Below are 22,212 nucleotides of genomic sequence, written 5' to 3' on the forward strand. Positions count from 1 at the left end.
GGAGCGTCCTTGTACTGGACGTACTGGGGCGCTTCCGACAACGCAGCGAGGTGCGGTGCCGGGCAGCGCGGGCCCGGCAAGATCCGAAAGAGACGACCTAGAGCCAGCCGTGGCGGCGCAGCGCCCGGTGGATGGTGAAGCAGATCCCGACGATCGAGGCCATCACCATCGGATAGCCGTACTTCCACTGGAGCTCGGGCATGTGCTCGAAGTTCATGCCGTAGACCCCGCAGATCATCGTCGGCACGGCGATGATCGCCGCCCAGGAGGTGATCTTGCGCATGTCCTCGTTCTGGGCGACCGTCGCCTGCGCGAGATTCGCCTGGAGGATGGAGTTCAGCAGCTCGTCGAAGCCGACGACCTGCTCGTGCACCCGCGCCAGGTGGTCGGCGACGTCCCGGAAGTACTTCTGGATGTCCGGGTCCACCAGCCGCATCGGACGCTCGCTCAGCAGCTCCATCGGGCGCAGCAGCGGCGAGACCGCCCGCTTGAACTCCAGCACCTCACGCTTGAGCTGGTAGATGCGGCCCGCGTCGCCGCCGCGCGTACCGCCCTTGGCGGGGGCGGCGAAGACATCGCTCTCCACCTCGTCGATGTCGTCCTGTACGGCCGCCGCGACGGCGATGTACCCGTCGACGACGTGGTCGGCGATGGAGTGCAGGACGGCCGACGGGCCTTTGGCGAGCAGGTCCGGGTCGTCCTGGAGGCGGTGGCGCAGCCCCTTGAGGGAGCCCTGCCCGCCGTGCCGGACGGTGATGACGAAGTCGGGGCCGGTGAAGCACATCACCTCGCCGGTCTCCACCACCTCGCTGGTGGCGGTGAGTTCGGCGTGTTCGACGTAGTGGATCGTCTTGAAGACGGTGAAGAGGGTGTCGTCGTAGCGCTCCAGCTTCGGCCGTTGGTGCGCGTGCACCGCGTCCTCCACGGCGAGCGGGTGCAGGCCGAAGGTCGCGGCGATGCCGGCGAACTCGGCCTCGGTCGGCTCGTGCAGCCCGATCCAGGCGAAGCCGCCGTCTTCGCGGACCCGGCGGATCGCCTCACGGGGCGTCAGACAGGCGAAGCCGGGCCCCCACGTGTCGCGCCGGCCGTCGCGGTACACGGCGCAGTCGACGACCGCGCTGCTCACGGACGGGTCGCGGGTCGTGTCGTAGCCGGGCTGGGCCGGCGTGGACTTGCGCAGTGCCGGACGGACGGCCGCACGCAGGTAGGGCAGCATCGACATGGCAGGCTCCTTCGCACGCACGGCTGTGGACCGTACGGGTGGGAGGCCCTCCGGCCCTGCGGGCGGGCAGGCCCGGGCAGAGGGAGGGAACAGGACGGGAGGACAAAGTTCTGCCGTCGCTCTTCTACTGATCAGCGGATCAAGCAGACCAAGCAGATCAAAGGGGGCGGGAGACGCCCGTCACAGAAGTGGAAGAGCGATTGGTACTGCACGATCGACTTCGATCCACCGCAGCCCCACCTCCTCCGGCCGGTCCCCCGTGAGGGACGTCCTGTTGCCGGGGCACCGAAACAGCGCTTCAGCCTGCGGCCCCGAACAGCTGTCAACACTATCAGCCGACGGATGGTCAAGGGCCGCCCTTTACCCGCCTGATACGAGTTCTATGCTCGCTGCATGGCAGAAATTCTCGCCCTCGTCGAGGCCCGGCTGCGCACCGCGTTCGGTGAACCCGACGCACGCGCCGCCGTCACCTTCCTGGGCACCGACCGCATCGAAGTCCTCCGGTTCACCGAGGGCGACCTCGTGCGGTACGCGACGCTCGGCATGTCCGCGCACCCGATGACCGATCCGACCGCCGTGGTCGCCGACCCCGTACGCGGGCCGCGCGCCGAGCTGGTGCTGACCGTACGAGGAGGCCTCGCGCCCACCGACAAACTGCTCAGGCCGCTCGCGGTGCTGGCCGCCTCACCCCAGGTCGAGGGGCTCGTCGTGGCCCCCGGAGCCTCGCTCGACGTGGGCGAACCGCTGTGGGAGGGGGCGCCGTTCAGCTCGGTGCTCGTGGCGGAGCCGGGAGGTCTGGTGGAGGACCTGATGCTGGACGAGCCCATGGATCCGGTGCACTTCCTGCCCCTCCTGCCCATGACGGCGAACGAGGCCGCATGGAAGCGGGTGCACGGCGCGGCGGCCCTCCAGGAACGCTGGCTGGCCCGCGGCACGGATCTGCGGGACCCTCTGCGTAGCGCAGTCGCACTGGACTGAACGCCCGGACGGGTGATCGCGCCTTGACGGAGCGCCGGGCGGGGAGGAGCGTGGCATCTTATGAGGGGCGAACCAAGTTGCCCGAAGTGCGGTGGCCGGGTCAGGGCGCCCGGTCTCTTCTCCGACTCCTGGCAGTGCGGGGTGCACGGCACCGTCCATCCCCTGCAGCCTGTGATCCCGCCGAGCGTCGAGGGCCTGGGCGTGGTGGTGCACCGGGCGCAGGTGCCGGTGTGGATGCCGTGGCCGCTGCCGGTCGGGTGGCTGTTCACCGGGGTCGCCTCCGCCGGTGACGACCGCAGCGGGGGCAGGGCGACGGCCGTGGCCTGCTCGGGCCCGGGACCGCTGGGCGGCATAGGCGAGCTGGTGCTGGTCGCGGAGGAGCTGGGCGTCGGGCTGGGTTCGCGGTACGCGGGCATCGACGGTCCGGACCCCGGTTCGTACATCGACGTCTCCGCGCCGCCCCACGCCAAGGTCGTCGCGGCCGGCCGCCCCACCCCGCTGTGGCACCTGGGCGGCGCCCCCGACGACCGCGCCGTCTTCGCGGGGGAGGCGCGGGGCCTGTGGCTGTGGGCGATCGTCTGGCCGGAGCAGACCGGCCTCCTGATGTACGACGAACTCGTCCTCACCGACCTCCGCGACGCGGGCGCCGAGGTCGAACTCCTCCCCTGCGGCGCCCTCAGCCCCCGCATCCTGGCTCCCACCTAGGGGCCCCGACGGGTGGCCGGATGGGGTCGCCGGGCGCGGTCGCCGGGTGGGGCAACCGCCTGCGGCAGGGGCCCTTCGGCCCGGTTATCCTGGAGTGTCCCCCGTCCGTACGACCCCTGGAGCCAGGCTGTGCGCATCGACCTGCACACCCACTCCACGGCCTCCGACGGGACGGACACCCCGGCCGAGCTGATGCGCAATGCCGCCGGCGCCGGGCTGGACGTGGTCGCGCTGACCGATCACGACACCGTCGGCGGTCACGGCGAGGCCCTCGCGGCCCTTCCCGCCGGGCTCACACTGGTCACCGGGGCCGAGCTGTCCTGCCGCCTCGACGGGGTCGGGGTGCACATGCTCGCGTACCTCTTCGATCCCGAGGAGCCCGAGTTCTACCGTGAGCGGGAGCTCGTCCGGGACGACCGCACCCCGCGCGCCCAGGCCATGGTCGGCAAGCTCCGGGCCCTGGGCGTGGACGTCAGCTGGGAGCAGGTGGCCCGGATCGCCGGCGCCGGTTCCGTGGGACGGCCGCACATCGCCACCGCGCTCGTCGAGCTGGGCGTCGTACCGACCGTCTCCGACGCCTTCACGCCCGCCTGGCTCGCCGACGGCGGCCGCGCCTACGCCGAGAAGCACGAGCTCGACCCCTTCGACGCCATCCGCCTGGTCAAGGCGGCTGGCGGTGTCACCGTCTTCGCGCACCCCGGCGCGGTCAAGCGCGGCGAGTGCGTGCCCGAGGCCGCTATAGCCGCACTGGCGGCCGCGGGCCTGGACGGCATCGAGGTGGACCACATGGACCACGACACCGCCACCCGCGCCCGTCTGCGCGCACTGGCGGCCGACCTGGGACTGCTGGCCACCGGGTCCAGCGACTACCACGGCAGCCGCAAGACGTGCGGCCTCGGGGACTTCACGACCGACCCCGAGATCTACGGCGAGATCACGCGCCGCGCGACCGGGGCCTTCCCCGTACCCGGCGCCGGAGGACGCGAGGGCTAGTCAGCCCTTCGCCCCACCCCGTTCCGACCCTTTTCTTCGCGCCACCCCTCTCTCCTGCAAGGCATCTCTGTGTTTGATTTCGCCGTCTTCGGATCCCTTTTTCTCACGCTTTTTGTGATTATGGACCCCCCGGGGATCACGCCGATCTTCCTCGCCCTGACCTCCGGCCGCCCCGCCAAGGTGCAGCGCCGCATGGCCTGGCAGGCCGTCTGCGTGGCCTTCGGCGTCATCGCCGTCTTCGGCCTCTGCGGCCAGCAGATCCTGGACTACCTGCACGTCTCCGTGCCGGCGCTGATGATCGCCGGTGGTCTGCTGCTCCTGCTGATCGCGCTCGACCTGCTCACCGGCAAGACCGACGAGCCGAAGCAGACGAAGGACGTGAACGTCGCCCTCGTCCCGCTCGGCATGCCGCTGCTGGCCGGGCCCGGCGCGATCGTGTCCGTCATCCTGGCCGTGCAGAAGGCCGACGGGGCGAGCGGGCAGATCTCCGTCTGGTCCGCGATCCTCGTGATGCACGTGGTGCTGTGGATCACCATGCGGTACTCGCTCGTCATCATCCGCGTCATCAAGGACGGCGGCGTCGTCCTGGTGACCCGCCTGGCCGGCATGATGCTCTCCGCGATCGCCGTGCAGCAGATCATCAACGGCGTGCTCCAGGTCGTACGAGGCGCGTGATCCCGTACGCATGCGAACGCCCCCGCACCGGAATCGGTGCGGGGGCGTCGACGTCTGTGGATGCGTGAGGCGTCAGGAGGACGCTCTCCCGGCCGGTCGGATCAGAATGCGCTGGCCGACGGCCGCGGCCTGCTGCACGATCCGGTTGACGGAGGCCACGTCCACGACGGTGCTGTCCACGGCGGATCCGTCGACATCGTCCAGGCGCAGAATCTCGAAGCGCACGGGCTTCTCCCTTCGTCAGTGTTCTCCTTGCAGAGGTATTAACAGAAGTGTAGGGCGCAAACATTCCCTACGCTAACGAAATCTTTTCCCTTGCTAACTACCAGCTGGTACGGAGACCCCAGAACGAGACCAGTGCACTGGCCGTGACCTGCGGATTCTCCGCATTGGGGGAGTGCTCCGCGGCCGGGACGACCACCCGCTCGGCGCTCAGTCGACGGGCCATGTCGTCCAGCAGGGGGATGGGCCAGGCGTAGTCGACCGTTCCCGACAGGACCAGCTTCGGCAGCGGGACCGCCGCCAGCTCGGCCACCCGGTCGGGTTCGGAGATCAGCGTCCGGCCCGTCGCGATCAACTGCTCGGGGACGGTGGCCAGCCACCGCTCACGCAGGAACCGGGCCAGCTCGACGGAGTCCGGGACGGCGTCCTGCGGGTCCTGGGCGCGCATCGCCGCCCACACCCCGGCCATGTCGTCGCGCATCGCCTCCAGAGCCGCGACCAGCAGCTTCGTACGGGCCTGCTGGCCCTCCTCGATCGCGGCGGGCCCACTGCTCATCAAGGTGAGGGAGGCGAAGGGGGACGCGTCGCGCAGGACGGCGGCGCGCGCGATCAGCCCGCCCAGCGAGTGTCCGACCAGGTGGACCGGGCCGCTGCCCACGGCCGCGGCCTGGGCGAGGACGTCCCGGGCCAGCTCCTCCACGGCGTACGAGGCTTCCGTGCGCGGGCCGGGAGTCTCGTACTGGCCGCGCCCGTCGACGGCGATCACCCGGTAGCCCTCGGCGGCCAGCGGCTCCAGCAGCGCGATGAAGTCCTCCTTGCTGCCCGTGAAGCCGGGGATCAGCAGGGCGGTGCCGCGGGAGGGCTCACCGGCCTCGTGCACGGCGAACTCGCCGCGGGCGGTGGTGAGCCGGTGGGCGCGGGCGCGGGACGGCAGGGAGAGGCGCGGCGGCTTGCTCATGCGGCTCAGGTTACTGGCCGGTCCGGGTCCGGACATGCCGATGGCCCGGCCCCCTGGACGGGGAGCCGGGCCATCGAAGCGGTACTTACGCCTCCGGCGCGGCCGCGGCCTTGCGGGTGCGCGTGCGCTTCGGCTTGGCGGGGGCCTCCTCGGCCACCGCGCCGGCCTCGGCGGCCGGAGCGGCCTCCGTGGCGACGGCCTTGCGGGCCCGGGTCCGCTTGACCGGGGCCTCCTCGGCGACGGCCTCGGCGGCCGGAGCGGCCTCCGTGGCGGCGGCCTTGCGGGTCCGGGTGCGCTTCGGCTTGACCGGAGCCTCCTCGGCGACGGCGACCGGAGCCTCGACCACAGCGGCCTCGGCGACGGCCTCGGCGGCCGGGGCTGCCTCCGTGGCGACGGCCTTGCGGGTCCGGGTACGGCGGGCCTTGACCGGAGCCTCCTCGGCCACGGCAGGCGCCTCGACGACGGCCGGGGCCTCGGCCAGAGCGGCCCGGGCGGCGGCCACGGCGACCGTCTCGAACGCAGGAGCGGCAGCCTGAGGCGCGATCCGGGTCCGGCGGCGGCGCGGCTTGCGCGGCTCGTCGGCGGCGGGTACCTCGGGTACCTCGGGAGCCTCGGCGACCGGAGCCACCTCGGCCACGGGGGTCACCGCGGTCACGCCGGCGACCTCGGCACCCAGCTCCGACCCGCTCCGCGTACGGCGACGCTGGCGCGGCGTACGGGTCCGGGCCGGACGCTCCTCGACCGGCGCGGCAGCGACGGCGGGGGCGGGGGCGCCGCGACCGCCACGGCCACCGCGGCCGCCGGTCTCGCCCAGGTCTTCCAGGTTCTCGGCCTTCAGGCCGGCCCGCGTGCGCTCACCGCGCGGCAGGACACCCTTGGTGCCCGCCGGGATGTTCATTTCCTCGAACAGGTGCGGCGACGTGGAGTACGTCTCGACCGGGTCGTGGAAGTCCAGCTCCAGCGCCTTGTTGATCAGCTGCCAGCGCGGGATGTCGTCCCAGTCGACCAGGGTGACGGCGATGCCCTTCTTGCCCGCGCGGCCGGTACGGCCCACACGGTGCAGGAAGGTCTTCTCGTCCTCCGGCGTCTGGTAGTTGATGACGTGGGTGACACCCTCGACGTCGATGCCGCGGGCGGCGACGTCGGTGCACACCAGCACGTCGACCTTGCCGTTGCGGAACGCGCGCAGCGCCTGCTCGCGCGCGCCCTGGCCCAGGTCGCCGTGGACGGCGCCGGACGCGAAGCCGCGCTTCTCCAGCTGCTCGGCGATGTCGGCCGCCGTGCGCTTGGTACGGCAGAAGATCATGGCCAGCCCGCGGCCCTCGGCCTGCAGGATGCGGGAGACGAGCTCCGGCTTGTCCATGTTGTGCGCACGGAAGACGTGCTGCGTGGTGTTGGCGACGGTAGCGCCCTCACCGTCCTCCGAGACGGCGCGGATGTGCGTCGGCTGCGTCATGTACCGGCGGGCCAGGCCGATGACCGCGCCCGGCATGGTCGCCGAGAAGAGCATGGTCTGACGCTTCGGCGGCAGGTAGCTCATGATCCTCTCGACGTCGGGCAGGAAGCCCAGGTCGAGCATCTCGTCGGCCTCGTCCAGGACCAGGGCCCGGACGTGCGACAGGTCGAGCTTCTTCTGACCGGCCAGGTCGAGCAGGCGGCCCGGGGTGCCGACGATGATGTCGACGCCCTTCTTGAGCGCCTCGACCTGCGGCTCGTACGCGCGGCCGCCGTATATGGCGAGGACGCGGACGTTGCGGACCTTGCCCGCGGTGAGGAGGTCGTTGGTGACCTGGGTGCACAGCTCCCGGGTCGGAACCACCACGAGGGCCTGCGGGGCGTCGGTCAGCTGCTCGGGCTTGGCCCGGCCCGCCTCGACGTCCGCGGGGACGGTGACCCGCTCCAGCAGGGGCAGGCCGAAGCCCAGCGTCTTGCCGGTGCCGGTCTTGGCCTGGCCGATGACGTCCGAGCCGGAAAGGGCTACGGGGAGGGTCATCTCCTGGATCGGGAAGGGGGACACGATGCCGACGGCCTCAAGGGCTTCGGCGGTCTCGGAAAGAATCCCGAGGTCTCGGAACGTAGTCAGGGTGCTGCCTCTTCTGTGAGACGCGGCGCGAGGCGGCGAGGGGGGTCGTACCGTGCCGGGCTTGCAGTACTGCGCCCACCCAAAAATCGGGCGAGTCGTACAAAGCTGCGCGGGACCACTAAGCCTTCGCTCAAGCGCTTCTGCCGCTGAGGGGGCCCCTCATGGGCGGCCGTACGCACGAGCGCACGCACCGCAACGAGGGCGGGTCGGTTGGAGCCGATCGGGCCACCGACCGGGCATCCTCATTCGGATGGCCCGCCGAGTTTCCGGCAGGCGCATTACCACTGTACCCCGGAATCGCGCAGCTGTGTCGGGTGAATTCACCGGGTAGACGCGTTTACCCGGCCTGACAGTGAGTCGATCTGGTGACTTGGCCGTCCTTTCGGCGAGCTATTGTGCGGAGCATGTCGACCGTAGAAAACGCCTCGCCCGCCGACGACAGCGCCCCCGGACAAGCGGCGGGCATCGCCGCCCAGGACTGGGCGACCGCCTCTGCCTCGCCCCAGTACCGGGCCGCCGTCGTGGACCTGCTCGGTGCGCTCGCGTACGGAGAGCTCGCGGCCTTCGAGCGCCTGGCGGAGGACGCGAAGCTCGCGCCCACCCTCGACGACAAGGCCGAGCTTGCCGCCATGGCCTCCGCGGAATTCCACCACTTCGAGCGCCTGCGCGACCGGCTCGCGGCGATCGACGCCGAGCCCACCGCCGCCATGCAGCCCTTCGCGAAGGGCGTCGACGACTTCCACCGCCAGACCGCGCCCTCGGACTGGCTGGAGGGCCTGGTCAAGGCCTATGTCGGCGACTCGATCGCCAGCGACTTCTACCGCGAGGTCGCCACCCACCTGGACACCGACACCCGCGCGCTCGTCGTCGGCGTGCTGGACGACACCGGCCACGGCAACTTCGCCGTCGAGAAGGTGCGGGCCGCGATCGAGGCGGACCCGCGCTGCGGCGGCCGGCTCGCGCTGTGGGCCCGCCGGCTGATGGGCGAGGCGCTCTCGCAGGCCCAGCGCGTGGTCGCCGAGCGCGACGCGCTCTCCACCATGCTGGTCGGAGGCGTCGACGGCATGGCCGCGGGCTTCGACCTGGCGGCCGTCGGCGAGATGTTCACCCGGATCACCAAGGCGCACACGAAGCGGATGGCGGCCCTGGGCCTCGCGGCCTGATCACCCGGCTCTCCGCTCCACCTGTTCCACTGTTCCACCCGCACGTCGGCCCCGGCGCGGAATCATCCGCGCCGGGGCCGACGTATGCGAAGGGGACGGCGCCGGGGGCGCCGGAGCTGCTCAGCCCCGGGACGGGACCGAAAACGGAGCCCCGTGGGATGACCGGCGGGCACCGGATCCGGGACGCAGCAGCAGCGACAGGACGACCGCGGACACCAGCACGCCGCCGACGAGGGTCGCGGTCAGGGTGTTGTGCCCGGGGCCCAGCGCGAAGTGGGTGAGATACGCCCCGAACAAGGCGCCCAGCACACCGCTGACCAGCACCACTCTCGGGGACGGCAGCCGCTGCGCGAGCAGCCGCACGGCCGCTCCGGAGAGGGCGAGGCCCAGCAGAGCAGAGCCGAGCGCTTCCATCAGCAGCATGAGGTCCCTCCCATACGTCAAGGCAAACCGGGTCACAGCCGTCCTACCCGAAGCGGAAGAAAGGGAAACGGCCCGGTGGGATCAACCACCGGGCCGTTTCGCTCAGTTCTCAGTTCGTCAGGTGCCGGTGCGTCAGAGAGCGCCGAAACCGACCTTGCGCGCGCTCGGCTCGCCCAGGTCGACGTACGACAGGCGGTCGGACGGCACCAGGACCTTGCGGCCCTTGATGTCGGTGAGGCTGAGCAGCGGTGCCTTGCCGGACAGCGCGGCGGCGACGATGCTCTCCAGCTCCTCGGCGCTCAGGTCGCTCTCCAGCACGATCTCCCGGGGTGCGTGCTGCACGCCGATCTTGACCTCCACGGCCTTGTCCCTCCGACGATCCGGTTCGCGCGATCAGCCGCGCCGTACGCGGTCCACATTAGCCCGGAGAGGGGACGGGGACCGCCCACGGCGGACACGCTCGCAGCGAACAGAGAGCGCGCCGAAACGCCCGTACCGCACCGGTCAGCGCCGGACCGGCACCCCGACGGCAGGGTCAGGCGCCGTCCGTGCCGTGCAGCGGGAAGCCGGCGATACCGCGCCAGGCGAGGGAGGTCAGCAGGCCGACCGCGGTGTCGCGGGCGACGGGGCTTTCACTGGACAGCCAGTACCGGGCCACGACCTGCGAGACCCCGCCCAGGCCGACGGCCAGCAGCATCGACTCGTCCTTGGACAGGCCGGTGTCCTCGGCGATGACATCGGAGATGGCCTCGGCGCACTGGAGCGACACGCGGTCGACGCGCTCGCGCACCGCCGGCTCGTTCGTGAGGTCGGACTCGAAGACCAGCCGGAAGGCGCCGCCCTCTTCCTCCACGTACGCGAAGTAGGCGTCCATCGTGGCGGCCACGCGCAGCTTGTTGTCGGTCGTCGACGCGAGCGCGGTGCGCACGGCGAGCAGCAGGGCCTCGCAGTGCTGGTCCAGCAGGGCCAGATAGAGGTCGAGCTTGCCCGGGAAGTGCTGGTACAGAACCGGCTTGCTCACTCCGGCGCGCTCGGCGATGTCGTCCATCGCCGCAGCGTGGTAACCCTGCGCGACGAAAACCTCCTGGGCCGCACCCAGGAGCTGATTGCGTCGGGCTCGGCGCGGCAGTCGCGTGCCCCGCGGACGCGCTGCCTCGGTCTGCTCGATGGCTGTCACGCCGCCTCCCACTTTCTCTAAGAACACAGTGCGCTCTGCGCCGCGCCGCCATCGTACTTTTCGGTAACCGAATCTGGAGGGTTCAGGCCGAGTTTTCTCGCGGTACGGACGTGCCGGAGGCGCTGGTCAGCGGTCGGTCAGCGGTAGTCGTCCTCGTCGAGGGGCACCACCCGGGCCTGCTCCGCGGCGTCGCCGTCGGTGGCCTCGCCCCGCTCCGGACCGGTCACCGGGTCGTCGTCATCGGGCCGCAGCTCGGCCAACTGCTCCGCCACGTCCGCCTCGGGTGCCTCCGCGTCCAGATCCTCCGGCTGCTGCTCCCGGAAGGTGTCCGGCTCCGCAGGGTCGACAGTCATACCGCTCCCCTCGCTTCCTTGGTTGTCACTACGAGCCTAGGAGGAAGGCGGATACCCCGCTAGGCGGATCGGCATGCGCCTGTGACCGCGAACACAAGAAGAGGCGCGTGATCGTCTCGTAACATTGGCCGCATGTCTTCGACCGAGCTGCCGGGTGTACGGTCCACCGCCGAGCCGTCCTCCCTGGCGGGAGCCGTCCGGTTGGCCGAGGGGGAGCAGCTGCGCACCGTCACGCTGCCCGGCCTGGAAATGGCCGTCCGGGTACGCCCGCCGGTCCGTACGGGGCTGCCGCCCGCGCTGTTCGTGCACGGCCTCGGCGGTTCCTCGCAGAACTGGTCGGCGCTCATGGCGGAGCTGGCCGACACGGTCGACGGCGAGGCCGTGGACCTCCCCGGCTTCGGCTGGTCCCCGCCCCCCGCCGACCGCGACTACTCCGTCAGGGCGCTCACCCGCGCGGTCATCCGGCACCTCGACGCCGCCGGGCGCGGGCCGGTCCACCTGTTGGGCAACTCCCTGGGCGGCGCCATCTCCACCCGGGTCGCCGCCGTCCGGCCCGACCTGGTGCACACACTGACGCTGGTCTCGCCCGCCCTGCCCGAACTGCGGGTGCAGCGGACGGCCGTGCCGACGGCTCTGCTCGCCCTCCCGGGCGTCGCCGCCCTGTTCGGCCGGCTGAGCCGGGGCATGACCGCCGAGCAGCGCACCCGCGGGGTGATGGGCCTCTGTTACGGAGACCCCGCCCGGGTGACACAGGACAGCTTCCGCCACGCCGTGGAGGAGATGGAGCGGCGGATGGCCCTGCCGTACTTCTGGGACGCGATGACCCGCTCCTCGCGCGGCATCGTCGACGCCTACACCCTGGGCGGCCAGCACGGACTGTGGCGCCAGGCGCAGCGGGTGCTCGCCCCCTCCCTGCTCATCTACGGCGGCCGGGACCAGCTCGTCTCGTACCGTATGGCGCGCAGGGCGGCCGCCGCCTTCCGCGGTTCGCGGCTGCTGTGCCTGCCCGAGGCCGGGCACGTGGCGATGATGGAGTACCCGGAGGTGGTGGCCGCCGCCTTCCGGGAGCTGCTGCGTGACACCGCCGCGCACGGCAAGGACCGAGATACCGAAGACGGCAGAGGCTGAGGACCGTGGGTCGACATAGTCGCAGGGCCCCCGCCCCCGCTGCCCCTGCCCCGTACGCCGCTGCCGCAGGGTCCTCCGCGGGTCCGGCGCCCCAGGAGCCCGGACCGTACGGGGAACCGCGCGGGCCGCGCCGGGCCGAACCCACCGTCACCCACCGCGGATACGTACCCCCGGCCCGGTCCGGCTCCGGCGCGCGGGCCGGCGGTCACCCCGAGCAGCGCGAACCCGGCGGAGCCTGGGGAGCCGGTCCCGAAGCCCTGTACGGGGACTGGCGCGGGGTGCCGCGCGAGCAGACCCCCGTCGTCGTCCCCGCCGCCTCCGTCCCGTGGCCCACTCTGGACACCGACACCCCGGCCTTCGGCACCCCCGCGGTGGGCTTCCCGCAGGTCACCCTCGAACCGCCGCCGCCCGCGCCGTCCCCCCGGCCCTCGCCGTCGCCCCGGCCCTCGCCCCTGCCCTCGCAGCGCGCCGCCGAGCCCGACGCCTTCACCTCCACCGGCTCGCACCGCCGGGTGCCCGGCCCGCGCAAGCCCGACGACCAGGTCCGGGAGCGGCCCGCCTCCGGCCGCGGCCTGAAGGCCCGCACGTACACGGGCATGGCCGCCGCGGCCGTCACCACCCTGGTCGCCGTCGTCGTCGCCGGCCAGCTGCTCTCCCAGCGCGACAGCGGCGCGTCGGGCACGGCCGCCGCCCGCGACGACGGCAGGCCGCGCGCCGCCGGCGATCCCTCCGTCGCTTCCCGTTCCGACGGCCGCCCCACGCCGGAGGTGTCCGTCCCGGCGCCCGCCACGACGGCCGCGCCGGAGCTGACGTACGAGCAGAAGATGGCCCAGCAGCTGCCGATCGACGCGAAGCTCACCGGTCCCGGAACCTTCGACACCGTGCCCGGCGTGGCCGCCGGGCCGGGCAAGGGGAAGATCGTGCGTTACCGGGTCGACGTCGAACAGGGGCTGGGCTTGGACCCGATGCTGTTCGCCGAGGCCGTCCACCGCACCCTCAACGACCCGCGCAGCTGGGGCCACGGCGGCAGCAAGACCTTCGAGCGGGTGCCGGGCGGAGAAACCGACTTCGTGATCACCCTCGCCAGTCCGGGGACCACCGGGGCATGGTGCGCCAAGTCAGGGCTGGACACCACCATCGACAACGTCTCCTGCGATTCCGCGGCCACCGACCGGGTGATGATCAACGCCTTCCGGTGGGCGCAGGGCTCGGCGACCTACGGCCCCGGCCAGATGCTCGCCTACCGGCAGATGCTCATCAACCACGAGGTCGGCCACCGGCTCGGAAACGGGCACGTGAACTGCCGTACGCCGGGCGCGCTCGCGCCGATCATGCAGCAGCAGACGAAGTCCCTCGACATCGACGGCATCCAGTGCAGACCCAACCCCTGGGTGTATCCCGGCGGCTGACGGACCGACGGGACAACCCCGGCGCTTCGCCTCTCGTGGCGCGCCTCCTCGTGCCGCCTTCTCGCGTAGCGCCTTCTTAGCGCGCTCGAACGCGAACCGTACGGGAAAGTTACGACTCTTCACCCCTTCCGGTGGTGCGACGGACAACCGTCCGTCGCGCCTTCGGCATATCCGCTTGAGTTCTTCCGCGGCGGGTCGCCGGACCTACGGCGACCGCCTGAACGGGAGATCGGGGGTGCCACTCGTGCGGATCGGACTGGTCACGGAAGGTGGTTATCCGTATGCGGAGGGAGAGGCGGGGCTGTGGTGCGACCGGCTCGTGCGCGGGCTCCCGCAGCACGAGTTCGAGCTGTACGCGCTGAGCCGCAGCGCCGAGCAGGAGCGCACCCGGGTCCTTCTGCCCGAGCACGTCACCCGGGTCCGGACGGCGCCGCTGTGGGCCCCGGCGGACGACGGGCGGACGTACTCCCGGCGGGAGCGGCGGCGGTTCGCCGCCTGCTTCCGGGAACTGGTCCGGGGAATCTGCGCGGATGAGGCCGGACCGTTCGCGGACGGACTGTACGGACTCGCCGAACTGGCCTCGGAGCGGGGCGGGTTGTACTCGGCGCTGCGGTCCGAATCCGCCGTCCGGGCGCTGGAGTCCGCCTGCCGGGCCCCGGGCGCGAGCCGCACCGTACAGGCAGCGCGGGTGGCGGACCTGCTGGAGTTCGCGGACGAACTGGAGCGCATGCTGCGGCCGCTGTCCCTCGACTGGTACGAGGAGCCCGGCAGTCTCGGCGCGGTCGACGTCTGCCACGCCGCGGCGGGCGGGGTGGCGGCGCTCCCCGGACTGCTGGCCAAACGCTTCTTCGGGGTGCCGCTGCTGGTCACCGAGTACGGGGTGCGGTTGCGGGCCCACTACCTCGCCCATCTCGATGCGCGGCCCGAGGCGGACGTACGGCCTGCCGTACGGGCCCTGCTCGCGGCCTTCCACAACCGGCTGGCCGGCGAGATCTACGACCGGGCCGACCTCCTGACCCCCGGGAACGCGCACGCCCGGCGCTGGCAGGAGCGGTGCGGGGCCACGCGGGAGCGGCTTCGGACCGTCCACCCCGGGATGGAGGCGGACCGATTCGCCACTGTCGGGGAAGCCGAGGACTGCGGGGACCCCGACACCCTGGTGTGGGTCGGCCGGATAGAGCCCGGCAAGGACCTCATCGGCCTGCTGCACGCCTTCGCCGAGGTCCGCAGGGCCGCGCCGCAGACGAGGTTGCGGATCTTCGCGAAGGAAGCCGCGTCGCCGCGGTACCTCGCCGACTGCCGCTCCCTGGCCGCGCAGCTCTTCCCGGACGAGGCCGCCGACGCCGTCACGGCCGGGGAGAACCCGGTCGCTTTCGAGGCGATCGGCGGACCCGACGCCCCGTCCCCGGCCGAGGCCTACGGCGCCGGGCGGATCGTCGTGCTGTCCTCCGTGATCGAGGGCTTCCCGCTCTCCCTGGCCGAGGCGATGTTCTGCGGCCGGGCCACCGTCTCCACCGACGTCGGCGCGGTGTGCGAAGTCATCGGCGGCACCGGGCTGGTCGTCCCGCCCCGCAACCCGCGGGCGCTGGCCGACGCCTGCCTGTCGCTGCTGCGCGACCCCGAACGCGCCCAGCGTCTCGGAGCGGCCGCCCGGGCGCGGGCCCTGGAGCTGTTCACCGTCGAGCAGAACATCGCCGCCTTCCGGGAGATCTACCTCCAGCTGCTCGCCCGCGGCTCCGCCCGGCCCGACGGGGAGGTCCCCTTCGCCCAGCCCGCGGAGGCCCGGGTCCCGGGCCATTGGACCACCCCGACCTGGGCCCCCGTCCCCACCTCGGAGGCATCGGTATGACCGTCGACGAAGCCGCGCCCGCGGCCAGCGCGCGCCTAGCCGCGCCCCCGGCCGGCGCCACCGAAGCCGCGCCCAGAGCACCGGCGGCACCCGCCGCGTCCGGCAGCGCATCCGCGGGACCCGCCGCCGACGGCGCACCCGCCGCGTCGGCACCTGCCGGACCCGGCGTACCGGCGGGACCCGCCCGAGCCGCGGCGCCCGGGGCACCGGCCGCACTCCGCCGCCGAGCCGGCGGGGATCCCGTCAAGGCACTGCTCCACCGCCACCGGGACCTGTGCGCCCGCGCCGTGGACCCGCTGGAGATCGCCGCCGGGCTGGAGGCGCACGGCCTCACCGACCGCACGGCCGCGCGCTTCAGGCACCGGGACGTCTTCTCGCTCGCCGAGGAGCTCTACGCGCGGACCCCGCGCGGGGAGACCCCGGCCGCCCCACCCGCGGGACTGCTCCGGGGGGATGCGGCCTCCAGCCGCCGGGCCCTGCGCGGTTTCGGCTGCGCGCTGCTGCCCGGAGCCCTCGCGCTCGGCGGGACCGCCGCCGGGATCCCGTACGCGGGACCCGTCGCCGCGCTCGTCACCGTCGCCGCCCTGGTGTGGCCAGGGCGAGCCGCCGGAAGCCGCTTCCCCTGGCTCGCGCACCTGCTCGCCGCGGCCGCCGTCGGCTGGGCCGTCCACCGGCACGGAGCCGCCCTCGGGGCCGGCCTCGCGCTGGCCGCGGCCCCCGGGCACCTGCTCGCGGCCGCCTTCGCCGCCCGGGCGCGGCGCGGGCTCGCCAGGAGCCGGGCACTGGCGGACTTCGCGGAGCGGGCCCGGCCGCTGCTGCTCGGGGCCGCCGCCCTGTTCACGGCGTCCGCCGCGGGGGCCGCGGCCATCGCCGGAGCGCCGCTCACGGTGGCCGTACCGCTCGCCGTGGTGCTGTTCCTGACCCGGCTGCTGCTGCGGCACGGCGCCCGGCGCGGGCCCGCCGCTGTGGCCCTCGCACTCGCCCTGGTCCCGGTCCCGGCGGTGGTCCTCGCCACCGCGGCGGGACTCCTCGTACACGCCGTCCTCGCGCTGTCGCGCGCCTCCGCGCACGCGCGGCCCTGAGACGGGGGCCGCTCCGCCGGCCCTTCGGAGCCGACGCCGCAGCGCCGTACCCGTACCCGTACCCCGCCCCAACCACCCACCCGCAAGGAGAAACAGGACATGACCGGCCAGCCAACCGACCAAGGGGCCACGCGATGAGGGTGCTGCTGATCGGAGCCAACGGATACCTCGGCCGCTACGTCGCCGACCGACTGCTCGCCGACCCCGCGGTCCAGCTCACCGCGCTCGGCCGCGGCGACGACGCCGACGTCCGCTTCGACCTCGCCACCGGCAGCCCCGGCGCGCTCACCCGGTTCCTGGACGCCGTCCATCCCGGCGTCGTCATCAACTGCGCCGGCGCCACCCGCGGCGGGGCCCGGGACCTCACCCGGCACAACACCGTCGCCGTGGCCACCATCTGCGAATCCCTGCGCCGCAGCGGCTGCGGCGCCCGGCTGGTGCAGCTCGGCTGCGCCGCCGAGTACGGGCCCAGCCAGCCCGGATCGTCGACGGCCGAGGACGCCGTGCCGAGACCCGGCGGGCCGTACGGGGTGAGCAAGCTGGCCGCCACCGAGCTCGTGCTCGGCTCGGGGCTCGACGCCGTCGTGCTGCGGATCTTCTCGCCCGTCGGCCCCGGCACGCCCGCCGGCTCCCCCCTCGGACGGCTCGCCGAGGCCATGCGCCGCGCGATGCAGTCCGGGGACGGCGAGCTCAAGCTCAGCGGTCTCGGCGTCCAGCGCGACTTCGTGGACGTACGGGACGTGGCGCGGGCCGTGCACGCCGCGTCCCTCTCCGCCGCTCAGGGCGTCGTCAACATCGGCACCGGCCGCGCGGTCCGGCTGCGCGAGGCCGCCGCCGTCCTGGCCCGGGTCGCCGGGTACGGAGGCTCCCTCCACGAGCTCGACCTGCCCCAGCAGCCGCACGCCCACCCGGGCCGCCCGCCCGGCCTCGCCGCCATCGGCTCGCCCCGCTCCGAGGCGACGGCCGAACAGATCGCCGCCGCGGCCCCGCAGCCGTACCCCTACCCCGACGGCTGCGGCGCCTGGCAGCAGGCCGACGTCCGCACCGCCCGCGACCGGCTCGGCTGGCGGCCCCGCATCAACCTGGAGGAATCCCTCGCGGACATCTGGATGGAGGCGGCGTGTCGTATCTGACCACCCCGCCGGAGGTCACGGCGGCCACCGAGGCCGGCCGCCTCGGCCTCGGCATCCCGGGCTACGCGCATCCGCTGCTCGCGCCGGTCGAGTGGGCCGAGCTCACCCGCCCCGGCACCCCGCTGCACTGGGCCGTGCTCAATGTCACGGACGGCCCGGGCGGGCGCCCCGACCCGCACTGCACGGAGGCGGCCGCGAGGCTGCGGGGCGCGGGCGGCACCGTCCTCGGCCATCTCGCGATGCGAGACGGCTCGCGCTCCTTCGGTGAACTGGTCTCCGACGCCCACCGCTTCCGCGACTGGTACGGGGTGGGCGGCTTCTACCTGGCGGACGCCCCGGCCGACCAGGCGGATCTGGCCGAGGTACGGCGGATCGTGGAGACCCTGCGCGGCCTCGGCGACGGTCTGCGGATCGTGCTCGGCCACGGCACCCACCCGTACGAGGGCTACGTCGAGATCGCCGACCAGCTGGTCACCTTCTCCGGGGCCTGGGCCGACTACCGTTGGTCGCAGGTGGCGGAGTGGACCGCCGATCACCCGGCGGAGCGCTTCTGCCACCTCGTCCACGGAGTGCCGCGCACGCACCTGGAGGAAGCGGTCCGGATCGCCCGCTGGCAGGGCGCCGACACCATCTGGTTCACGGACCGGCGCGGAGCCGGCGACCGCGACCCGTGGGCGTCGATGCCCGGCTACTGGGACGAAATCGTCTCGCGGATCGGACCGGGTGTCTCGGAATGAAGAGGGGCGTGGCAGTGTTACGCGGAGAACCACCGTTTAGACGTCACCATCTACGGAGTCCCCGTGTCGCTGCCACCCCTGGTAGAGCCAGCTGCTGAGCTCACCGTTGACGAGGTCCGTCGGTACTCCCGCCACCTGATCATCCCGGATGTCGGGATGGACGGCCAGAAGCGCCTGAAGAACGCCAAGGTGCTGGCCGTGGGCGCGGGCGGCCTCGGCTCGCCCGCCCTCATGTACCTGGCCGCGGCCGGCGTCGGCACGCTGGGCATCGTGGAGTTCGACGAGGTCGACGAGTCGAACCTGCAGCGCCAGATCATCCACAGCCAGGCGGACATCGGCCGTTCCAAGGCCGAGTCGGCCCGCGACAGCGTGCTGGGCATCAACCCGTACGTGAACGTGGTCCTTCACGAAGAGCGGCTCGAAGCCGAGAACGTGATGGAGATCTTCAGCCAGTACGACCTCATCGTCGACGGCACGGACAACTTCGCCACGCGCTACCTGGTCAACGACGCCTGCGTACTGCTGAACAAGCCGTACGTGTGGGGCTCGATCTACCGCTTCGACGGCCAGGCCTCGGTCTTCTGGTCCGAGCACGGCCCGTGCTACCGCTGCCTCTACCCGGAGCCCCCGCCGCCGGGCATGGTCCCGAGCTGCGCCGAGGGCGGCGTGCTGGGCGTGCTCTGCGCCTCCATCGGGTCCATCCAGGTCACCGAGGCCATCAAGGTCCTCACGGGCGTCGGCGAGTCGCTGGTCGGCCGTCTGATGATCTACGACGCCCTGGAGATGCAGTACCGCCAGGTCAAGGTCCGCAAGGACCCCGACTGCGCGGTCTGCGGTCCGAACGCGACCGTCACCGAGCTCATCGACTACGAGGCCTTCTGCGGTGTCGTGTCGGAGGAGGCCCAGGAGGCGGCAGCCGGTTCGACGATCACTCCCAAGCAGCTCAAGGAGTGGATCGACGACGGTGAGAACATCGAGATCATCGACGTCCGCGAGATCAACGAGTACGAGATCGTCTCGATCCCCGGCGCGAAGCTGATCCCCAAGGGCGAGTTCCTGATGGGCACCGCCCTCCAGGACCTGCCGCAGGACAAGCGGATCGTCTTGCACTGCAAGACGGGTGTCCGCAGTGCGGAAGTCCTCGCGGTCCTGAAGTCCGCGGGCTTCTCGGACGCGGTGCACGTCGGCGGCGGCGTGATCGGCTGGGTCCACCAGATCGAGCCCGGCAAGCCGGTCTACTAGCAGCAGGACATTGACCCGAAGGGGCCGTACCGCGCGAGCGGTACGGCCCCTTCGGCGTCAGCGGGTCCGCGGGGTCTACGGTGCCGGACGGGCCTGCGGTGCCGGACGGGCCTGCGGTGCGGGCGGGGTCAGGCCGCCGTGCAGACGGTGCCCCCGCCGGGAACCTTCCCGTCCAGCAGGTACGCGTTCACCGCCTGCTGCACGCACGGGTCGCCGCTGTTGTAGGCGCCGTGCCCCTCGCCCTTGTACGTGAGCTCCACACCGACGCCGGGGCCGAGCCGCTCCACCATCCTGCGGGCGCCCTCGTACGGGGTGGCCGGGTCACCGGTGTTGCCGATCACCAGGATCGGAGCGGCTCCCGGGGCGGACACGTCCGGGGTCTCCCACGCGCCCGGGACCGGCCAGTCGGTGCAGCTCATCATCGCCCACCCGAGGAAGTCCCCGAAGACGGGCGAGGCCGAACGGAACGTGCCGAGCTCAGACTTGGTTTCCTGCAGGGTGTAACGCTCCTTGGAGTCGGCGCAGTTGATGGCCGTGTTGGCGGCGCCGATGTTGCTGTACCGGCCGTTCTGGTCCCGGCCGTTGAGCGCGTCGGAGAGCGCGAGCAGCAGCTGCCCCTGCCCGCCCTCCGCCTCGTCGAGCCCCTGCTCCAGCAGCGGCCACAGCTCCTGCGAGTACAGCGCCTGGGCGATGCCGTTGGTCGCGGCGGTCTCGGTGAGCTGCCGGGGTCCGATACCGGCGATGGGCTTCGCGGCCAGCTCCTTCTGGAGCTTGATGATGTTCGCCTCGATCTCCTTGGCGGTACTGCCCTGGAGCTGGCAGGCGTCGCCGCGGTCCACGCAGTCCTGCGCGAAGTTGCCGAGCGCGAGCTGGAAGCCCTTGGCCTGGCCGAGAGCGCCCTGTTCGGCGTTCTTGGTCGGGTCCACGACGGCGTCGAAGACGGCCCGGCCGACGCTCTTCGGGAAGAGGTGGGCGTAGACCCCGCCGAGCTCGGTGCCGTAGGAGATCCCGAAGTAGTGCAGCTTCTCGTCGCCCAGGGCCTGGCGGATGCGGTCCAGGTCCCGGGCGGCGTTGGCGGTGCCGACGTGGGGGAGGAGCTTGCCGGAGTTCCTCCGGCAGGCCTGCTGGTAGTCCTTGATGTTCTCGATGAACGCCTTCTCCTGCTCCGGCGTCGTCGGGGTCGCGTCCTGCGCGTAGTACGCGTCGAGCTCCTTGTCGCTCTCGCAGCGGACGGGCGCGCTGCGGCCCACCCCGCGCGGATCGAAGCTGACCAGGTCGTACCGGGCGCGCAGGGCCTCGTACTCCTTGGCGGCCCCGGGCAGGGTGGTGATGCCGGAGCCGCCGGGGCCGCCGAAGTTGAAGACGAGGGAGCCGATGCGCGCGTCCTGGTTCCGGGCCCGCGCGCGGATCAGGGCGAGCGGGAGGGTCTCGCCCTCCGGCTTCGCGTAGTCGAGCGGGACGTCGAGGGTGGCGCACTGCCAGTCCTTGCCCGGCGCCTGTCCGCCGCCCTCCAGCGGCGTGGGCGCCGGACACTCGCCCCACTTGAGGGGCTTGACGCTGACGGATTCGCCGGCCTTCGGCTTCTTCTCGTCGCCGCCGTCGGAGCAGGCGCTCGTGGACAGCAGCGCGGCGGCGAGTGCGGCGGCAGCGGTGACCCGCAGGGCGTTTCTCGGCATACATCCCATCCTGTGCGTGGTTCGGCCGGGCCGCCCGCGCGATGACCCGAACGGGGGTTGCGCATGCCGCGGCGTCCCGTGTTCACCTGGTCTCATGAACGAGCGATCTGTCACGATCGGGGCGGCGGCCGCCCTGACCGGAACCACCCCGCGCACCCTTCGCCACTACCACCAGGTCGGACTGCTGCCCGAGCCTGAGCGGGGCCCGGACGGCCGGCGTCGCTACGAGTACGACGACATCGTGCGGATCCTGTGGGTACGGCGGATGGCGGAACTGGGGATGACGCTGGACGACGTAAGGGAGGCGCTCGCGGGCAAGGCCGACCGGGAGGCGCTGCTCGCGGAGCTGGAGGCGTCGCTGCTGCGGCAGGAGGTCGAGGTACGGGCACGGCGCCATGCGGTGCGGCGGTTGCGGGAGGCGGGCGGGGACCTGGGGCTGCTCCCCCCGGAGGTCACGCAGGCGCTCGGGCCGGCCGCGCCGGGGCGGCGCGAGCTCGACTCCCTGCTGGTCACGCAGCACCTGCTGGGCACGGAGGCGGCCCGGCACGAGGCCGTCGGCCACCATGTGCTGGCGCTGCACCCGCGGCTACTGGCGGAGCAGGAGCGGCTGGACCTGGAGATGGAGGCGCTGGCGGGCGTGGCGCCGGAGGATCCGCGGGTGGAGCGGCTGGCCCACGCGTACTTCGTCCACGTCCGGGCGATGGAGGCGGCGGAGCGGGCCGCCGGTTTCCCGGAGCCGGACTTCGACGAGTCGGCCGCGGCCGAGCCGCCCGGTGCTTCGCAGGCGGAGATGGAGGCCTATGCGCGCCTCCCGGGGGACATTTCCCCGGCGCAGGCCCGCTGCGCCGCGCTGCTGGGGGAGATGTTCGCCGCGCGATGGCACGAGGAGAACGCCTCGCCCCCTCCGCCGACGGCCTGAGCCCCCACCGCCCCGGCGAGGCTGAGGGGTGACCCCGCGGGACGGGACGAGCCCGGCGGGACCGGGGCCGTGCCGACGGTGCGGG

At 72.7% G+C, this 22,212-nt stretch carries 22 protein-coding genes; 13 read left to right on the plus strand and 9 right to left on the minus strand.

Going from position 1 to position 22,212, the window contains the following annotated elements:
- Positions 1–97 precede the first annotated feature (97 nt).
- Entirely contained in the window at positions 98–1,222 is a 1,125-nt protein-coding gene (locus tag ABZX75_RS19765; protein WP_355412158.1) for a magnesium and cobalt transport protein CorA, read from the minus strand.
- A 393-nt stretch (positions 1,223–1,615) separates the two neighbouring features.
- Here ABZX75_RS19765 and ABZX75_RS19770 point away from each other — a divergent pair, with 393 nt between their 5' ends.
- The 4 genes from ABZX75_RS19770 (at position 1,616) to ABZX75_RS19785 (ending at position 4,573) form a co-directional block, all read left to right on the plus strand.
- Positions 1,616–2,200: a suppressor of fused domain protein gene (locus tag ABZX75_RS19770; RefSeq protein WP_355412160.1), complete on the plus strand. Its 585-nt coding sequence runs from the start codon at positions 1,616–1,618 to the stop codon at positions 2,198–2,200.
- A gap of 60 nt (positions 2,201–2,260) precedes the next feature.
- Positions 2,261–2,905 (plus strand): DUF6758 family protein, encoded by a 645-nt coding sequence (locus ABZX75_RS19775; protein ID WP_355412162.1) that lies wholly within the window; start codon positions 2,261–2,263, stop codon positions 2,903–2,905.
- A gap of 129 nt (positions 2,906–3,034) precedes the next feature.
- Positions 3,035–3,898, plus strand: a complete 864-nt coding sequence (locus ABZX75_RS19780; RefSeq protein ID WP_355412164.1) for a PHP domain-containing protein — start codon at positions 3,035–3,037, stop codon at positions 3,896–3,898.
- Positions 3,899–3,967: 69 nt separating this feature from the next.
- Positions 3,968–4,573 carry a MarC family protein gene (locus ABZX75_RS19785; RefSeq protein ID WP_355412166.1) on the plus strand — a complete coding sequence of 202 codons (606 nt, stop codon included), beginning with the start codon at positions 3,968–3,970 and terminating at the stop codon, positions 4,571–4,573.
- Positions 4,574–4,645: 72 nt separating this feature from the next.
- Here ABZX75_RS19785 and ABZX75_RS19790 read toward each other — a convergent pair whose 3' ends face one another.
- The 3 genes from ABZX75_RS19790 to ABZX75_RS19800 form a co-directional block, all read right to left on the minus strand.
- The gene (locus tag ABZX75_RS19790) at positions 4,646–4,798 is read right to left on the minus strand and encodes a hypothetical protein (protein ID WP_355412168.1); all 153 of its coding nucleotides are present in this window, start codon (positions 4,796–4,798) and stop codon (positions 4,646–4,648) included.
- A 97-nt stretch (positions 4,799–4,895) separates the two neighbouring features.
- Complete coding sequence (locus ABZX75_RS19795) at positions 4,896–5,753, minus strand: alpha/beta hydrolase (protein WP_355412170.1); 858 nt, start codon at positions 5,751–5,753, stop codon at positions 4,896–4,898.
- A gap of 85 nt (positions 5,754–5,838) precedes the next feature.
- Positions 5,839–7,746 (minus strand): DEAD/DEAH box helicase, encoded by a 1,908-nt coding sequence (locus tag ABZX75_RS19800; protein ID WP_355412172.1) that lies wholly within the window; start codon positions 7,744–7,746, stop codon positions 5,839–5,841.
- Between the two features lie 494 nt (positions 7,747–8,240).
- On the opposite strand from ABZX75_RS19800, the gene ABZX75_RS19805 reads away from it, so the two are divergent.
- Positions 8,241–8,999: a ferritin-like fold-containing protein gene (locus tag ABZX75_RS19805; RefSeq protein WP_355412174.1), complete on the plus strand. Its 759-nt coding sequence runs from the start codon at positions 8,241–8,243 to the stop codon at positions 8,997–8,999.
- Positions 9,000–9,119: 120 nt separating this feature from the next.
- Here ABZX75_RS19805 and ABZX75_RS19810 read toward each other — a convergent pair whose 3' ends face one another.
- The 4 genes from ABZX75_RS19810 to ABZX75_RS19825 all read right to left on the minus strand — a co-directional run bounded on the left by ABZX75_RS19810 (position 9,120) and on the right by ABZX75_RS19825 (position 10,952).
- Entirely contained in the window at positions 9,120–9,419 is a 300-nt protein-coding gene (locus ABZX75_RS19810) for a hypothetical protein (RefSeq protein WP_355412443.1), read from the minus strand.
- Between the two features lie 135 nt (positions 9,420–9,554).
- Positions 9,555–9,782: a DUF3107 domain-containing protein gene (locus tag ABZX75_RS19815; RefSeq protein ID WP_073911961.1), complete on the minus strand. Its 228-nt coding sequence runs from the start codon at positions 9,780–9,782 to the stop codon at positions 9,555–9,557.
- Positions 9,783–9,957: 175 nt separating this feature from the next.
- The gene (locus ABZX75_RS19820; RefSeq protein WP_355412177.1) at positions 9,958–10,599 is read right to left on the minus strand and encodes a TetR/AcrR family transcriptional regulator; all 642 of its coding nucleotides are present in this window, start codon (positions 10,597–10,599) and stop codon (positions 9,958–9,960) included.
- Between the two features lie 137 nt (positions 10,600–10,736).
- Positions 10,737–10,952, minus strand: a complete 216-nt coding sequence (locus tag ABZX75_RS19825; protein WP_355412179.1) for a hypothetical protein — start codon at positions 10,950–10,952, stop codon at positions 10,737–10,739.
- A 132-nt stretch (positions 10,953–11,084) separates the two neighbouring features.
- On the opposite strand from ABZX75_RS19825, the gene ABZX75_RS19830 reads away from it, so the two are divergent.
- The 7 genes from ABZX75_RS19830 (at position 11,085) to moeZ (ending at position 19,532) form a co-directional block, all read left to right on the plus strand.
- On the plus strand, positions 11,085–12,080 hold the full coding sequence (locus tag ABZX75_RS19830; protein ID WP_355412181.1) for an alpha/beta hydrolase: 996 nt from the start codon (positions 11,085–11,087) through the stop codon (positions 12,078–12,080).
- A gap of 5 nt (positions 12,081–12,085) precedes the next feature.
- Positions 12,086–13,489 carry a DUF3152 domain-containing protein gene (locus ABZX75_RS19835; RefSeq protein WP_355412183.1) on the plus strand — a complete coding sequence of 468 codons (1,404 nt, stop codon included), beginning with the start codon at positions 12,086–12,088 and terminating at the stop codon, positions 13,487–13,489.
- A 244-nt stretch (positions 13,490–13,733) separates the two neighbouring features.
- Entirely contained in the window at positions 13,734–15,338 is a 1,605-nt protein-coding gene (pelF, locus tag ABZX75_RS19840; RefSeq protein ID WP_355412185.1) for a GT4 family glycosyltransferase PelF, read from the plus strand.
- Positions 15,335–16,420, plus strand: coding sequence for a hypothetical protein (locus tag ABZX75_RS19845; protein ID WP_355412187.1), 1,086 nt, complete (start codon positions 15,335–15,337; stop codon positions 16,418–16,420). The genes pelF and ABZX75_RS19845 overlap by 4 nt, the downstream gene beginning before the upstream one ends.
- A 134-nt stretch (positions 16,421–16,554) precedes the next feature.
- Entirely contained in the window at positions 16,555–17,553 is a 999-nt protein-coding gene (locus ABZX75_RS19850) for an NAD-dependent epimerase/dehydratase family protein (protein ID WP_355412189.1), read from the plus strand.
- Positions 17,541–18,290 (plus strand): spherulation-specific family 4 protein, encoded by a 750-nt coding sequence (locus ABZX75_RS19855; protein WP_355412191.1) that lies wholly within the window; start codon positions 17,541–17,543, stop codon positions 18,288–18,290. Before ABZX75_RS19850 ends, ABZX75_RS19855 begins: the two co-directional genes overlap by 13 nt.
- A gap of 63 nt (positions 18,291–18,353) precedes the next feature.
- Positions 18,354–19,532 (plus strand): adenylyltransferase/sulfurtransferase MoeZ, encoded by a 1,179-nt coding sequence (gene moeZ, locus ABZX75_RS19860; protein WP_355412193.1) that lies wholly within the window; start codon positions 18,354–18,356, stop codon positions 19,530–19,532.
- 128 nt (positions 19,533–19,660) lie between these two features.
- On the opposite strand, the gene ABZX75_RS19865 is transcribed toward moeZ, so the two are convergent.
- A complete protein-coding gene (locus ABZX75_RS19865; RefSeq protein WP_355412195.1) occupies positions 19,661–21,208 on the minus strand; it encodes an alpha/beta hydrolase in 1,548 nt (515 codons plus the stop codon).
- A gap of 94 nt (positions 21,209–21,302) precedes the next feature.
- Between ABZX75_RS19865 and ABZX75_RS19870 the strand changes: the two genes are divergently transcribed.
- Positions 21,303–22,127, plus strand: coding sequence for a MerR family transcriptional regulator (locus ABZX75_RS19870; protein WP_355412197.1), 825 nt, complete (start codon positions 21,303–21,305; stop codon positions 22,125–22,127).
- Positions 22,128–22,212: the final 85 nt, after the last annotated feature.

The sequence above is a fragment of the Streptomyces sp. NPDC003038 genome (assembly GCF_040611115.1).
Classification (GTDB): domain Bacteria; phylum Actinomycetota; class Actinomycetes; order Streptomycetales; family Streptomycetaceae; genus Streptomyces.